Source organism: Butyrivibrio sp. INlla16, assembly GCF_900104155.1.
Taxonomy (GTDB): domain Bacteria; phylum Bacillota; class Clostridia; order Lachnospirales; family Lachnospiraceae; genus Butyrivibrio.
The window spans coordinates 121,309-137,936 of the sequence record NZ_FMYB01000001.1 but is presented as its reverse complement, the minus strand read 5'-3'; the positions used below and the strand labels follow the sequence as shown (position 1 = coordinate 137,936).

The 16,628-nt window shown below is 41.6% G+C and carries 8 protein-coding genes and 1 riboswitch; all 8 genes read left to right on the top strand.

What is annotated here, in order from left to right; translation table 11 throughout:
- The first annotated feature begins 11 nt into the window (after positions 1–11).
- The 8 genes from BLR42_RS00500 (at position 12) to BLR42_RS00465 (ending at position 16,517) form a co-directional block, all read left to right on the top strand.
- Positions 12–1,001 carry an HAD family hydrolase gene (locus BLR42_RS00500; protein ID WP_091865638.1) on the top strand — a complete coding sequence of 330 codons (990 nt, stop codon included), beginning with the start codon at positions 12–14 and terminating at the stop codon, positions 999–1,001.
- Between the two features lie 242 nt (positions 1,002–1,243).
- Positions 1,244–1,756 carry a translation initiation factor IF-3 gene (gene infC / locus BLR42_RS00495; protein WP_026498495.1) on the top strand — a complete coding sequence of 171 codons (513 nt, stop codon included), beginning with the start codon at positions 1,244–1,246 and terminating at the stop codon, positions 1,754–1,756.
- Positions 1,757–1,876: 120 nt separating this feature from the next.
- On the top strand, positions 1,877–2,077 hold the full coding sequence (rpmI, locus tag BLR42_RS00490) for a 50S ribosomal protein L35 (RefSeq protein WP_022760514.1): 201 nt from the start codon (positions 1,877–1,879) through the stop codon (positions 2,075–2,077).
- Positions 2,078–2,140: 63 nt separating this feature from the next.
- The gene (gene rplT / locus BLR42_RS00485; RefSeq protein ID WP_022760515.1) at positions 2,141–2,497 is read left to right on the top strand and encodes a 50S ribosomal protein L20; all 357 of its coding nucleotides are present in this window, start codon (positions 2,141–2,143) and stop codon (positions 2,495–2,497) included.
- A gap of 360 nt (positions 2,498–2,857) precedes the next feature.
- A riboswitch (cyclic di-GMP riboswitch) is annotated at positions 2,858–2,937 on the top strand.
- An 88-nt stretch (positions 2,938–3,025) separates the two neighbouring features.
- Positions 3,026–9,190 (top strand): Cna B-type domain-containing protein, encoded by a 6,165-nt coding sequence (locus BLR42_RS00480; protein ID WP_091865635.1) that lies wholly within the window; start codon positions 3,026–3,028, stop codon positions 9,188–9,190.
- Positions 9,191–9,355: 165 nt separating this feature from the next.
- The gene (locus BLR42_RS00475) at positions 9,356–10,423 is read left to right on the top strand and encodes a hypothetical protein (protein WP_091865632.1); all 1,068 of its coding nucleotides are present in this window, start codon (positions 9,356–9,358) and stop codon (positions 10,421–10,423) included.
- A 147-nt stretch (positions 10,424–10,570) separates the two neighbouring features.
- A complete protein-coding gene (gene lepB / locus BLR42_RS00470; RefSeq protein ID WP_091865629.1) occupies positions 10,571–11,254 on the top strand; it encodes a signal peptidase I in 684 nt (227 codons plus the stop codon).
- Positions 11,255–11,288: 34 nt separating this feature from the next.
- Positions 11,289–16,517 carry an LPXTG cell wall anchor domain-containing protein gene (locus tag BLR42_RS00465; RefSeq protein WP_091865625.1) on the top strand — a complete coding sequence of 1,743 codons (5,229 nt, stop codon included), beginning with the start codon at positions 11,289–11,291 and terminating at the stop codon, positions 16,515–16,517.
- Positions 16,518–16,628 lie beyond the last annotated feature (111 nt).

Genomic DNA, 16,628 nt, shown 5'->3' with positions numbered 1-16,628 from the left:
GAGGATTATACATGGCTAAACGAGGCAATAATGATAAAACTCCGCTTATCAGACGTATATTGGCAATAATAGGTGTTTTGGTTCTTCTCGGAGTAAACGGTATCTTTTTCATAAAGGCTGTTCGAGGGACCTTTGATACGCCGAGTGCATTTATCACAGCTGCTGTGTCTACTGCTGCAATACCGATAGTAGTATGGCTCTTTGTATGGGCTTTTTCAACCGTAACAGGGAAGAGGACAGTGGCATCTCCTGATCCTTACGGGAGAAATGAGAAAGACGAATCTGAGGATGAGATAATGGCAGAAGACCTGAATATTGAGGAATCCACAGACAAATCCGAGACTTCCTCTGTGTCAAGGAAATCCGACAAGGCATCCAACGGGAAAGTAGACAGCGTGATTTTTGATATTGGTGGAGTTCTCGCTGATTTTTGTTGGGAACAGTTCATAAAGGACAAGGGCTACGTTGAGGATACAGTAAACAAAATTGCAGAAGCCAGCATTAAATCGCCTGCATGGGATGAGTTCGACAGAGGCGTTCTCGATACTATGGAAGTAATACAGGGGTTTGTAAAAAACAATCCTTCCATGGAAGCGGAGTTGTATGATGTTTTCTCTGACCTTAGTGGTCTTTTGAAGAAGAGAGAGCGGACTATTCCCTGGATACGAGCGCTTAAGAAAGCAGGCTTTAAGGTTTTTGTTCTTTCCAATTATTCAAAGCAGGCTGAGGATGCCAATCCCTTTATGAAGGAATTCCTTGATGAGGTTGATGGCGGAATTCTTAGTTATAAGGAACAGATAATAAAGCCCGACAGAAAAATCTTTGAACTTATATGCGAACGATACGACCTTATTCCGGGTAAGTGTGTATTTATAGATGATCTTCAACGAAATGTAGATGCTGCAAGTGATTTCGGAATGAAGTCAATATTGTTTGAGAGCTACGAACAGGTAGACAGAGAGCTTTCAAAGCTTGGGGTTACCTGTAAGATTGAGATGTAATCTTTAGATGTTTGCTTTTTTATAAAAAATAGTATTGACAGTATAACGATAAGAGTGTTATATTATCCAAGTATGTAAAACAAAGCAGAGGTTTCCACTCTCACCCTGTGGCGCAAAGCTTGCAGGTGTTAATACATCTTAGATACCGCAGATATTGGACTACGCGGTTATTCTGATTGATTGTTAAGTGGACTTCCTTTGTGAGTCCACTTTTTTTATACAAGTTTTGGAGGTACAAAGCTATTAGCAATAACGATTTATTCATCAATGAACAGATCAGAGACAAAGAAGTTCGTGTTATTGGGGTAGACAATGAGCAGCTCGGCGTTATGTCAATTCAGGATGCCAGAAAGCTTGCTGATGAGGCCGGAGTTGATCTGGTTAAGATAGCACCCAATGCTAAGCCGCCGGTTTGCCGTATTGTTGATTACGGTAAATTCAAGTATGAGCAGCTTCGCAAAGAGAAGGAAGCACGTAAGAAGCAGAAAAATGTCGAGATTAAGGAGATAAGACTTTCACCCAATATCGACACTAACGACCTTAATACAAAGGTTAACGCTGCTAAGAAGTTTCTCGAGAAGGGTAACAGAGTTAAAGTTACTTTGAGATTCAGAGGACGTGAGATGGCTCACATGGGAGCAAGTGTGCACATTCTTACAGATTTTGCTGAGGCTCTTGCTGATATCGCTGTGATAGATAAGCAGCCTAAGGTTGAGGGACGTTCTATGACTATGTTCCTTACCGAGAAGAAGTAATGTCTCTTGCTCACAAGGCAAGTTACATATATAAGTAATTGTTCAGCTTGATTATTGGATGATTACACTGTCCTTTCGGACGGATAATGAAATAATTTACAAGCATAGGAGGATTTAGTTATGCAGCACAAGATGAAAACAAACAGATCTGCTGCCAAGCGTTTCAAGGTAACAGGCACAGGTAAGCTGATCCGTAACAAGGCGTACAAGCGTCACATTCTTACAAAGAAGTCTACAAAGAGAAAGAGAAATCTCAGACAGGCAGCAGTAGTTGACGCTACCAATGTAAAGACAATGAAGAAGATTCTGCCTTACGTTTAATCTTAAGTATTATCGTATAAGAGCAGTACCGGTTATTCGAAATTAATTTAGGAGGAAAACGAAATGGCAAGAATTAAAGGTGGCATGAATGCCAAGAAGAAGCATAAGAGAGTTTTAAAGCTCGCTAAGGGCTATAGAGGCGCTAGATCAAAACAGTACAGAGTTGCTAAGCAGTCAGTTATGAGAGCACTTACATCAGCATTCGCTGGTCGTAAGCAGAAGAAGAGAGATATGAGATCTCTTTGGATCACACGTATCAACGCTGCAGCTCGTCTTAACGGAATGTCTTATTCAAACCTTATGCACGGCCTCAAGCTTGCAGAGGTTGAGATCAACCGCAAGATGCTTGCTGAGATGGCTGTAAATGATCCTGAAGGATTCAAGACTCTTACAGAGATCGCTAAGCAGAAGATAGCATAACTATTACGAACCGTTCCCAATGATTTGGGAGCGGTTTTTTTATGCCCAAAAACTTTCAAAATTCGAACATTTTGAAAGAATGATTAACCTAGAATAAACTTTATAAACAAGCATAAATTCTTTAGGAAAAAAGTATGTAAACCCTTGTAAATACTGGCTTTAACGGGTAAAGTACAAGATAGAGAAATAATCATAAAAATGGAAAAATATGAAAAAAACATTTAAAAAATGACATTTAGTGTTGATTTTTTAAATCAAATATAATATCATAAAATAAGTGAAACACGTGAAAATGTGTTTCAATTATGATTGAAAAGTTTTCCAAACAGGTTGACTTTTTAGTCCGTAGTTTAATATGGATGGAATTCAGGGCAAAGCTATCGTGAGGTAGTGACGCAAAGCTACAGGGTCTGAGGCTTATCAGACAGCCAGCTGCCTGCGCTTTTATTTTAGGAGCGCGGTTACAATTCGCAGTGATGATTTGCCCTGTTTGAGAAGCTTCAAACAGGGTTTTTTTGAGGGAAAAATATGGCAAAGCGGTATTTCCGAAAAAACACAGTAGAAAATTATGCTAAAAGGCACGACTTTTTAAGAAGGTGGCTTTCAGTAATGCTGGTTGTCGGTCTTCTGATTACTACCGTTACTTTATATGCCATGAATAAGGCGGCTTCAGCTGTTACCGAAGAGGGAGCAGAGGAAGTAGGTATGGTTCTTAATCCCGATGCTCTGGGCAGTCCTGAAGGCGGTGAAGAGGGGGCTGCAGAGGAAAGCTCAGAGGAAGAATCCGGAGAGGGGTCCGGTGAAGAGATTACAGAAGAATCCTACGAGGAGTCCGGTGAGGAGTCCTATGAGGAGGAATATACCGAAGAAGGCAGTGGCGAGGAATCCGAAGAAAGCCAGGAAGAATACGTTGCTGATGCCGGAGATTCCGAGGAATATTCAGAGCAGAGTTCCGAAGAATATGCTGAAAGTGAAGAGTCTTCAGGTGAAGAGGGAAATGGAGAAAATACAGAGGAAGGCTCTGAAGAGGCTATAGAAGACGAAAATGCCGAAGAGACAACTGAAGAAACAACGCAGGAACTTGCAGAGGAAGCTCCTGCGAGTATAGAACTTTCAGCAGATGTCAGACTTGCGGTTTCTTATGTTGATGAAGCAGGCGAACTTATTAAGGATGAGGAAGGAAATGCTGTAGCCGATGAAAGAGAGATGAATCTCTCGGAGGGGCTTGATCTTACGGCGGGCAGCAGCGATGTACGTGAATTAGAGGGTTACACCTATGTGGGTGCAGCCCTTGATGACGTGTCTGTTACAGGAATTACTGTGAAAAGGCTTGAATCCGAAGGCGAAGAAAGCGGATTTAAGTATTATGAAGCTACAGATGAAAGCGGAAATGTCTATGATGTCACTTCCGATGCTAAGCTTGTTATCACCTATCTTAAATCCGAAGAGGAGGTGGCAGAGAGCGAAGGCAAGAGATCAAAGGTAATAATAGATGATGTCGCTGTTACCGCAGTTTATGTAAGCTCTGCAGGTGAGCATATCAAGGAAGATCAGAAACTTGAGCTTACAGAAAATCTCGATCTCTCCAAGGCTGAAGAGACCGAGAAGATAGACGGATATTTCTTCAAAGAGGTTACTTATCAGGATAAGAAAGTAGCTTCGGTAAACATTGTTGAAAAAGATATCACTGATGAAATGATCGACAAGGCCATCGAAGAGGGCAAAGCTGTTGAACTGAAGGAGAAGAATACGAGCGATTCTTCTGAAAACAGTTCTGAAACGGCAGCGGAAGATACAGCTAATGAAACAGCTACAGATAGTGAAACTTCCGAAGCTTCCGGATCATCCTCTACAGGAAAGAATATTGTGATAATCGTGGAAGACGAAGATGGCACAAGAAAGATCGAGGAAGGCAGTGCAACTACATATAAGACCTATGAAGTTGTTACTGTTGAAGGTGAGACTATCGAGGTCACTGAGAATTCCGAGATTTCCTTCACTTATCTTAATGCAAACACGCAGGATACATTCACTGTTACCAATGACAAGGTAACTGTTACAGTTAAACTCTCCAATCCCGGATCACTTCCGGAGGGTGTTGAGCTTGTAGTGTCCGAAATCAATGAGAATTCCAGCGGATACAACTATGATGCATATCTTCAGGCTATGAACGAGAATGCAGAAAGCATTGCCTCTGCCAGCGGACAGGAAGAAGCCCAGATTTACGATAAATCCAATACTCTTATATATGACATCTGTTTCAAGCTTGATGGCGTTGAATATCAGCCTGCCGAGGGAACAGCTTCTGTTTCCATGCAGCTTATAGAGAACCAGCTTTCAGAGGATCTCGGTGCAGAAAATGAGGAGGACGTAACTGTAATCCACATGCCTGTATCCGAGGAAGTAATGCAGAATGTTGATTCAACTGAGGAAGCAACAGACATCTCCTCAGGAGATATCTCCATCGAAGTTATGCCTGAAAGTGATGCGAATCTTGAAGGAGACAAGGACAGCGTTGAGTTTGAAACAGATTCCTTCTCAGCCTGGGCTATAACTATCAACGGAACCTATACCTGGACAGGAAATAATAGCATGTCATCTTCCCAGATTGCAGAGGGACTTGGCGATAATATTTATTTCAGCGTTGTTGCAAATGACCTTGCTCTTGCAACTCACTCTGAAGGAAATGTTGCCGTTGTAAATCTTCAAGGTGGTGCCGCAGGCAATGCACTTGGTAATTCTACGAATGTTTATACTCACATCAGCGGTTTTGACCTCACGGTTACAAGAAAAGCATCAAGAGCCGGAAGATATAATTTTGCGATTTACTCAAATTCCAAGGCTGAGGGTAATCCGATTCATACTTTCAGCATAGATATTACCAGTAACGGTGGAAGCGGAACGTATACTGTTCCTGTAGATGCTAAGCAGTATACTAATCTTTTCGTGTTTGAGCTTGATTCTCAGGGTAAGCCTATAACTGATTCAGCGAAGTATGTTTCTACGGATAACGGCAAAGGAGATAATTCCCTTATCGGAAAGTTCAGTGATAACTACGTAGAGAATATGAATGGTAATTCTCCTCAGTATGTCATTCAGAAAGTGGATGGACAGACAATCAATCTCTATGTAAAGAATGAGAACAAGGTTTACAGGAAAACGGGAGACGACGTTAAGGATGAGGCTTTAACAAGTCCTTATCCTGTAAATGTTGGAAGCCTTCTTTCGCAGGCATATTCATTATCAAAATCTCTGGCATATATAAAGACCAATGATTCGGTTGAAGTTGTGAATATTAAGGCGACAACAGGAAACTTCAGGGAAGATGTGGGTAATGCTCTCGGAAAAGATCAGAACTGGATTACAGCCGAAAACGGAGGCTTTAGTTTTGGCGGCAAGCTCTTGGTAATAAATCTTGATCTTACAAGGTTTGTAGATAAGGGTTATGCAATAACCCAGTTTATTGCGAACGGCTCGAAGAGCGGTCAGGACTGGGAAGAAGTCGCAAATCAGATAATTATAAATCCTGTTCAGAAGGTTAACGGCGAATATGTGCCCTATACAGGAGCACTTACTCTTCAGTTAACCTCCGGCACGATTGTTGCGCCTTCTGCATATGTCAAGCACGAATCCGGTAACCACGTCGGAACAATCATTGGAAGCACTGTAAATCATGCAAGCGGTGAGATTCATAAGATTACTGTTCAGAGATACCTTACGCTCAAAGGCAACGTTACAATCAGCGACGTCGAGGGTGAAGTAGGCGGATCGCTTGAATTTAATGTTATTAAAAAGATTAACCGCTCCAAGGATAATGTGACGGAAACATTCTCCTTCAAGCTGGAGAGACTTGTTGACAATAACACCAGATGGGATACAGTTGAATCTGATATTAAAAACGCAGGCAACAACATAAGCTTTAAGGTTGAGGATATATCTCAAAATGATCATCTTAAGGATATGACTGTCGGACAGACCTATGTATTCAGATTTACAGAAAATAAACTTCCTGACAATTCGCCCTACACTAAAGATGGATCCTTCATCCTTGTGAAGGTTAAGGATTATCGTATGGCGAAGCAGGAAATAAACTATTACCGCGTTCCGATGTATGAGGAGGACACGGAAGGTAAGATTATACTGGATGAAAAAGGCGAAAAGAGGGTATATTACGGATACAGTGATGTTCTTCAGAATCCTTCTCAGGCACCTAATTACTGCAATACTGCACACCGTGTTTATGATGATGATATCGCTTTTAATAACACCAAGGGCGGAAGTCTTACGATTAAGAAAGTTTGGAACTACGATTCCTTTAAATATCCGTTCATTTATGTGTATGTATGCGGACGTGCAAATGGTAAGGATATTACTTCAGAAAGCAGACTAGTAACGCTCAGCTGGGAGAATAACTGGACTGAAACAATTACAGACCTGACAACAGCTACTGCAAAGGGTAGTCCTATTATCTACAGGGTTGCAGAAGTAAATGCGATAGATGTTTACGGCAACGTGATTGATTACAATACAATTCTGGCAAGACTTAATGCCGGTGACCACAGATTGCTACTCTATGACGATGGTGACACTGATGCTAATAATGTCACTAAGTATTCGGACGGGCAAAGTGCAGTACTTCCCGGTGGAGATGTGAGAATAAGCAAAGCTTCAAATGGATATGTGGTAAGCTACAGCACTACGGTTCCGAATATGAAGTCTACCTATGGCGGAAGCTCATGGCAGAGAGTTGGGCTTGTTGACGGTAACGGCGGCGAAGTAACAATAACCAATACTCAGGTAATAGACTTTGAGGTTACAAAGAACTGGATACTTGATGGAAAAAATCTTCCGGATAAGAGTCTGGTAAAAATAGAGCTCTGGATGAATTCAGCAAATATCCAGGATCAGGCAACAGGTATTGAGCCGGTTGTGGTAACTGATAATATTACGCCTACAGTTGAAGGTGCTGACACGGCATGGACATACACCTGGAAGACACTTCCTGCCTTTGATTCCCAGGGAGAGCCGATAGTTTACTATGCAAAAGAGACTTTGATTCCTGAGGGATTTTCATCAGATGCTGAGACAGAGGGTAAGAAGGTAACTACTGTCACGGAAAACTATAAGGATTCGAGCACAGGATGCGAGAGACTAAGGAAAGTAAGCATTACCAATACCGGAATGTCTCTTAAGCTGCATATGAACAAGCTTCTTGATGCAAAGGATCCCGGAACCGAGAAGTACTACTTCTGGGTAAGGGTGTATGATGAAGAGACAGGCGATTGTAAGGGAAGATATCTTCCGGATCACAACTGGGTCGCAAATAACGGAAAAGCGATTGATTATGAAATCGATCCCGCTGCATGGGAAATGAAGGTTGGCGGAACTTACTACTTCCTCTTCAGAGAGGGTAAGTGCGACGAAAACAATAAAACTACCTGCACGATGGATCCGGGTGCAATAATTGCAAAGGTGAATTATACAGCGATAGGCACAGCTGAAATTCACTATTACAAAGTTTATGAGTCCTCGGATACTGATGCATTATTTGCCAATAATTCTCTGGCGCCCTCATATTGCACAAATGAAGTGACAGATGATGGTGTGGCATTTAAAAATAAGACCGGTGCAAGTGCGGATATTTATGTTGTGAAGGAATGGGATTCACTTGTGGGACCTCCGCTTACGGATTCCTGGACACCGGATAACATTTTCGATGTAATAGTGAAACTCTATTCAAAAGAGGATGGAAAAGAGACACTGGTCGAAACCAAGACCATTAGCGTATCCGATAATTCAACCGCTGATTCAAAGAAGGAAAGACTTGGCGGAAGAGGAGGATATCCGAGCGTATGGACAGGAAGATCCAACCCGATAGTTTTCGAGGACATGCCGGCTTATGATTCAAAGGGCAACAAGATAGAGTACTTTGTAAGAGAGTACTGTATGTATGAAGGCCAGGAAACAGAGCTTACTTTGAACGGAGCGACAGTAAACGGATATAAACTTACCAACAAATACACCGAGAAAGCAAAAGATGGCTCAACACAGTTTGTTCTCCACAATACTCCTTATCTCATAATTCAGAAGGAGTGGACAATAAACGGGCAACCTGTTTCTGCTCAAAGTGCAAAGAGCTTTGGTGCAGTTTTCGTAAACCTTTATCAGTCCTATCGAAACTCCGGCGATGACGGAGCATATCAGGGTGATGCATCAAGCGGTATAAATGGTATAAAACTAATACAGTCAGCGATTGTTTTATCTGCAGATAATGACTGGACTTATGAGGTTGCGGTTGAAAGAAAGCATGACGCGGAGCAGCAGTATGTATACTATATCCGTGAGTGTGATAAAGACGGAAATCCTTATCCCGACAGTAATCTGCGTACTTACTATGATTACAATTACAATAATGTGACAAAACTCTCCGATTACAGGTATAAGCGTGGATTTACGGATAGGAATAACGGAGGAAGTCAGGGTACGACGACCTGGAACCTTGCCTATGTTTCGGGAAACAATTTCCCGTTCATTAAGCTTAAAGTAGTAAATGAGCGCGGAGGTTATACACTTCCTAATTCCGGTGGAAGTGGCACGATGAGATATTATCTTGGCGGACTGGCTCTTATTATGCTTGCCTTTGCAGGCCTGGCCATCATGCTGCTGAAGAAGTACGGACATAGAAAATTGTAGTACAATTATACTTTTGCTTAAAAAGTTTATAAATTATAGTCAAAAATGACTATTACGAAAATAATAGCACTGGGCTATAATGTGTATGCGTTTTTTGTAATGTATTCTTTAAGTCATAATCTAATAATTGTTGCGATCAAAGATTGGTGTTCATAGAGGTGAGCCATGGCACAGAAAGAATTACGAAAACTTAACAGAAAAGAACTTCTTCAGATGCTTGTTGAATTTTCCGAAGAAAGTGAGGCAATAAGAGCCCACGAGAAGGAGATGCAGGAACAGTTCGACAAGGAGAGAGAACAGCTCCTTCAACAGATGGCTGACGAGAGAGCGGATCTTTTGGCCAAGTTCGATGAAGAGAAGGCTGAGATGAGAAGCAAATTCACGCAGCAAAAGGAAGAACTTCAGGCCCAGTACGCAAAGGAGAAGGCAGCATATATGCAGCAGGCCGCCATTGAAAGAGCTGCGCTTCTTAACAGCTTCAACGAAGAGAAGGCTGAGATGCGTGAAAAATTCAATGAACAGAAGGCAAAGGCAGAGGCACTTTTCCAAAAGGATATCACCGGACTAAGGGCCAGGCATGAAAGAGAGTTCAAGGGCTTTCATGCACGCCTTGAGAGAGAAAGAGATGCCCTTCACGCTGAGGAAGAGAAGAAGTTACAACAGATAGAAGATGCAGGCACACTTGCTGAGGCAGTGCTTTCCATAAACGGCTTCTTTGAGGCTGCCAAGAAGGCCGCAGAGCAGTATGAAGAGACTATAAAGAAGATAGAGGCTATGAGAATAGCAGAAGCTGAACGCGGATTTAAACCTGAGGAAAAGGGCGAATCCGAGGAGATGCTCAGGATTAAGAGACTTTCAGGAACACTGAAGAAGGCAGAGGCTGTAGAGAAGACTAATGAACCTGAAGAGGTAGTTGAAGCTGAGGTTGATGAGAGTAAGGCTTTGGAAGCTGTCGATGAAAAAACTGAAAAGAAAACCGTAAAGAAAACGACAGCGAAAAAAACTACGACTAAAAAGTCGACAACCAAAAAAGCAACAACTAAAAAAACAACAGCCGAAAAAAACTCAATCACAAAAAAGAAAGCCACCTCCAAGAAAACTAAAACAGATGATGAGGCTGAAAGCGGCGAAATAGCTGAGGTTAAGAAAACTCAATCAAAAAAAGCAAAAAAAATTGAGGAAACTGAAAATTCAGCCACCACTGAAAACCCCGCCGCTGCGGATGAAGCATGAGTAATCAACGCTGTCAAGTACGAATTATGAATAAATCATTTCATATTTCGTAAACATAAAAATTTGTACCTCACTTATAATGAGAATGCTACCCGCTGAATCGCATTTATTCAAGTGCGTTTTAGCCTGGACTAAACAAGGAGTAATATGGATACGGAAATCAAAAAAGTCCAAGTCGAAGAAACTCCAAATGATCAATTGAATAAACCGTCGCTGGATGAACTGAAGGCAGAGCTTAAGCGCGAATATAGAAAGCACGACTATAAGAGAGCTCTAAGGAATACTCTTGTGGTTATCATAGTTGTTGCGGCGCTCTCGGTACTTGTATCAAGCTTTTTTATCACAGTTCTTAAGGTTACCGGTGACAGCATGACTCCCACTCTGGAGACAGGACAGATAGTAATAGCGAATAACTATTCTGAGTTCAAAACAGGAGAACTGATCGCTTTTTACTACAATAACAAGGTGCTTGTTAAGCGAGTTGTTGGATCTCCGGGAGACTGGATCAACATTGACGAGACCGGCAAGGTATTTGTCAATGGCGTAGAACTTGATGAACCATATATTTCGGATCCGAGTCAGTATGCTGCCGGAATGGGAGAAGGCGACAAGGTTGAGTTCCCGTATCAGGTACCGGATAAGAGGTACTTTGTTCTGGGAGATCACAGATCGGTTTCGATTGATTCAAGATCCACCACAGTTGGATGCGTTTCCGCAGAACAGCTGATTGGCGGAGTGTTTTTCAGGATATATCCTTTTAAGGATTTCGGGGGAATTGAAAGTAAGGCCAGCACCGGCAATGAAAGCATGGAAGAGCCGGAATTGCAGTAAAACGGGATGGAGAACAGGTTAAGGGAAGGAAAGAATGAGGAATCTAGATAACAATCGCGTTGAGGGGTTTGTAAAAAAGCACATTTTCTTAAAAAGATGGATATCTGTGATGCTTGTTGTAGCACTACTTGTTACCTGCACAACAATGTATGCCCTTAATAAAGCGGCATCCGCAGTATCTGAGGAGACCGCAGAAGATGTGGGAATGGTGCTTACCGGTGAAGGCAGCGAAGAGGGAACTGAAGAAGCCGGAGTTACAAACGAAGAAGAAAGCACAGAAAACGCGACTCCTGTAGAAAATAGCGAAGAAGGTGAAAGCTCTGAGGAGAATGCATCTGCTTCAAGTGAAGAAGCTGAAAGTGCTAACACAAGCGAAGAGACTTCAAGTGAGACAGCTACTTCTGAAACTGAGAATGTAGAAAATGCAGAGAATACCGAATCTTCAAACGAAGGCGAGGTCTCAGAAGAGAGCACTGTTTCAGAAGAGGCTAATGCAGCTACTGAGGGTGAAAGCACAGAAGAGAACGTAGCAGGCGAGGAAGCTGTAACTGAAGAGCAGACTGAGAATACAGAAGATAATTCATTGCTTGCCAGCAACAATGACATCGAGCTTACAGAGGATGTTGTTCTTACAGTTTCTTATGTGAATGAAGCTGCTGAGAAAATTGCGGACGAAAAAGAGATCAACCTTTCCGAGAGCCTTGACTTTACTACCGAAGCTCCCAAGCAGGAAGGTTATGAGTTTGTAAATGCAGCAATCGATGGAACAGTAATCACCAAGATCGTCGCTAAGAAGGACGCAAACGATCACAAGTATTACGAAGTAACTGCAGAGAAAAAAGAGACAGAAGATTCCTCTGAAGAAACTCAGACTATTGTAATTAAAGAGAATAAGACAGTTGTTCTTACATATAAAGCAATTGAAGCAAATAAGACAGAGTATGTATTTGAAAACGAGAAGGTCAGAGTAGTAGCTACACTTGAGAAAGCAAATGCTATTCCGGATGACGCAGAGTTTGTAGTAACTGAGGTTACTGCAGAGACAGAAGGCTACGACTACGATGCATACATGAAGGCTCTTAACGATGGTGAAGAGTCAACACTTTCAAATCATAACAATTTAAACACAATTCTTTATGACGTTGCGTTCATGGTTGATAAGAAGGATGCAGAGGGCAACATCATCGAAGGTGAGAAGGTTGAGTACCAGCCTGAAGAGGGCAGTGTATCAATCAAATTCGAGTTCCTTGCTAATCAGCTGGGTGAGCTGAATGAGAAGGCAGGAGAAGATAATAACATTGAAGTTATCCATATGCCTCTTGATGAGAAGGTAAAAGAGAGCGTTGATTCAACTGCTGAGGCTACGGAGCTTGAAGCATCAGATATCAGTACAGTTCCGGTTGAGGCAGAGGTCAATGCCGAGGCAGAGGAGGTTGAGATTTCACTTGATAACTTCTCACTTATTGGCTTTACTACTTACTTTAGCGGAACAACAACATTCAGTAACGGATCAAGAAACCTTACATATACTTTGAATGAGACAAAGGATTCATACAAGGAAAGTGATTATTACGACAAGAGCCTTGTATTTGGAGTAGCAGGTAACTTCCACATCGTAGCATTTGATACTGCAAGACTTAATGCTCACACAAACGGAAACGTTCTTGCCAAGATGCTTCATACCGAATCCAACTTTGGTACAAACAATCTTGAAAAAGAACTTTCTTATGTGCAGAACATTTCTAAGGCTAATGAGAACATGGCTTCCAAGGAAGGACATACACTTGCTATCGGAAGTAATGTCACATTAAATGTAACAAGTGATCATTACTTTGGAATTACTGCTCCTTACAACGGAAATGATCCTATAAAGATTGCCAAGCCGTTCAATATAGTACAGGATAAGAGCACAATTCAGAATCCTTACATTGACCTGAATGCGGTTAAGGAAGACATCACAAAGATGTCTCTTGAGATGGCAAAGGTTACAGATGGCGGAGTTAATGATTCACAGAGAACAACTTCCGAAGCAGTAATTAAGTATGAAGGCAACGGAGGCGCCGGATATAAGACCTATACAGCAGCACAGTGGAACGAATTGGTTTCGGAAAGAGAGCTTAAATTCGTATTTGAGAGTGATGAAAATGCAAATCCTGAACAGGCTATCATCATCAACATCAACTGCGAAGGTGCTGATTACATAGGAATGCCAAATAAGGCCAGCACGATCAAGGTTGGAACCGAAACACTTTCTACAAGTGAGACTACAGCCATCAAGGCAGGAAGAATTGTTTATAACTTCTACAATGTAGATAAGGCAAAGAATAAGAACATTAAGCTTCAGGAGATCTTCGGACAGGTTATCGCACTTGGTGCAAACCTCGAGGTCAACAAAGGTAACGGTAACTTCATAGCTGAGAACGTTACAATTTCCGGTGAGACTCACCGTAGAGACTTTGTAGGTACTACAAAGAAGAGCGCTATTGTAAAGCTTAGTGCTACAAAGAAGGTTGACGGACAGAATCCTACAGCTGATCAGGTATATGACTTTACAGTTGAGGCAGGAACATCTAACTGGTACGGAAATCTTGACTGGAATACTAAGAATGCGATAACAGTTAACAACGAGATAGAGACAGTAAGTGCTGATGTTTCAGACTTCATTGAAAAGAAGGAAGGAACTTATTACTTCCGAATTCATGAGGTAGCTAAGGCGAATGATGCATCAACTGTTTATGACAATACATATTATGTTGCCAAGGTAGTAATTAAACAGAAGACAGAAGGTTCAACAATTACTTTCTATCCTGAATCAGTTACTTACTACAGATTAAATGGCGCTGATGCGAATGTAAATAATCTTGGTACACCTATAAATACCAAGGAGCCTGTATTTAACAACTCAGTAAGAAAGCCTGTAGATATTACACTTTATAAGCTCCTTAATAATGAGAATCCTGGAGATGTTAAGTTTGATTTCGTAATCAAGCGTTTGAAGGATGATTTCTCAGGATGGAAGAACGGCGGTGGTGTAGAGAATCTTATTCACAATGAAGGTGATACGATCAAGTATTCAATAGATCCCGCTTATTGGGAGATGAATACTTCCGCAAACAATGTATTCTACTTCAAGATTAATGAGAAAGCTAAGGAAGGTTATAGAATTGATAAAACAATCTTCCTTGTAAAGATCGACTATTCGAGAAATGCTCAGAACCCTGAGGTTACATACTGGAAGATGGATCAGAGTGATCAGTACTTTAACTATTGGGTTAATGAATTAAAGAAAGCTGCGGACAATCATGACAAGCAGTATTTAAAGAATCTGATAGAAACATTAACCGGTAATCAGGGCCCGAAGGTTTCAGGGAAAAATCTGGTGGTATTCAGAAATTACATAGATGGTATCGGTAATCTCAGAATACACAAGATGGTTGTAAATGATTTTGGTTCTGACTTTGTAAGGGACAGTAAAGACGGACGTGCACTTTTATCAAATGTCATTTTCCGTGTTACTGATAATAAAACCGGAAATTACATAGTTGTTGAAGGTTTCACAGGTCATGCAAAAGATGAGACTAAGCCGGCAAAAGCATATGCTAAGAACGGCAGCAGGCTAAAAGGTAAAGATGGCAAAGACCTTACATACAGGGTTGTATATAACCAGAGCGCACAGTGGACAATAATTGGTCTGCCTGCAGGTACATATACTGTTGAGGAGGTTGCTGACGGATTAACAATCGCTTATGATGCAAAGTCTAATGTGAGCACACCTATTGAGGCAACAGACCTGTCACGTGTTACTAAATACGATGTGACTGTTGATAGTGAGGAAGTTGGGCTTGATACCTACGGTATCGGTGGAGAGAACTACAGAATGGTATTCTCCCGTGACCTTGGCGGAGAAGATCATCATAAGGATCTGGCACCGACAGAAGTATTGGTTGGAAGCACTGATATCAACAACCCTTCACATACTCAAACAGTTCAGGTATGTAACTACTACAGTAAGCCTATCGGACCTATCAAGGTATTCAAGAGATATACCGGCGGTGAGATGACTGATGATATGCAGTTTACCTTCAAGATTGAAGGTGCGGGCTATACAGCTCATGATTCTGCAGGAAATCCGATTTCCCTGAAGAATCAGCCAATGCCTGTAGTATCGGAAAAAGTGGCCGGAAGTACAACTCATGAATATACGAACAGGGTTCAGGATACAGTTACTCTTACTCTGAAGGATATGACAAAGCAGAAGGATGGCTCCTATACAGCAGAGGCTGTGTTCGCATCCATACCTTTCAGATTTGAAGGAGATTACTTCTACAAGATATATGAGAATGAGACCGGAATTCCGGGAATCGCATATGATAAGACAGTTTATTATATAAAGATTCATGTAGAGAAGAAGTACACTACATTCTCTAAGACATATACTGCTGAGAATATGACACATCCGGCACTTTATCAGTATGAGAAAGCCAATAATCTGGATAAGACTATGCCGGAAGAGGATTTCTATTATCTTGGAGCAACCGTAACCTATACGGATGATGTTGAGTATTCAAATGTAATAGCAATCTGTGATCTGTCTCTTGGCAAGGGATTAAATACAAATGATCCTAAGTCCAATGAGTTTATTGTGACTTACACCAAGGGTAAGGTTGAGAATGTCAACTTTATCAATACACTTAGCGGTAACTTAAGCGTTAAGAAGGTATGGCTTGACTCTGATAAAAAGGATGATTCAGCTAATCATACTTCACTGAAGCTTAGCATCTGGCAGAGAGTGGCAGGAACCACAACCTGGACCAGATACGGCAATGATATAGAACTCGGACCAAATAAGAAGGAACCTGAAAAGAGTTGGACATTTACTTTGACAGGACTTCCGCTTCTGACTAAGGATGGGAAGAAGTACGAGTATTGTGTAAAGGAAGCCGATAGCTACCTTGCATCTACTGAAGTGACCTATGAATATACCGTTAATGACGCAAGCGGTAAGCATACTGATACAGTAAAAGCAAATGCTCAGGGACAGATAAGTGTTGATGGTGTTACAACATATGATCCCGGATACAGCATGCATGTTGGCGCAGACAATATCAGCTACGGTGAAGTAACGATAACAAACAGAAGTCTGGTGGTTAATGAACTTCCGGCAGCAGGCGGAATGGGAACACTTCCATTTATGATTGTCGGTATTGCTATGACTATCGCGGCAGGAGCAGCTCTGCTCTTTGGTCGCAGGAAAAAGGACTAAAATGCTGAATGCATTTTAACAAGGTGCTCATTTGCACCTCATATAAGTAGTAATAAAGCAACTAAAAAACGTCTAAAACAGACAAGATTCAAGACAAAAGGAGAGAGGTTT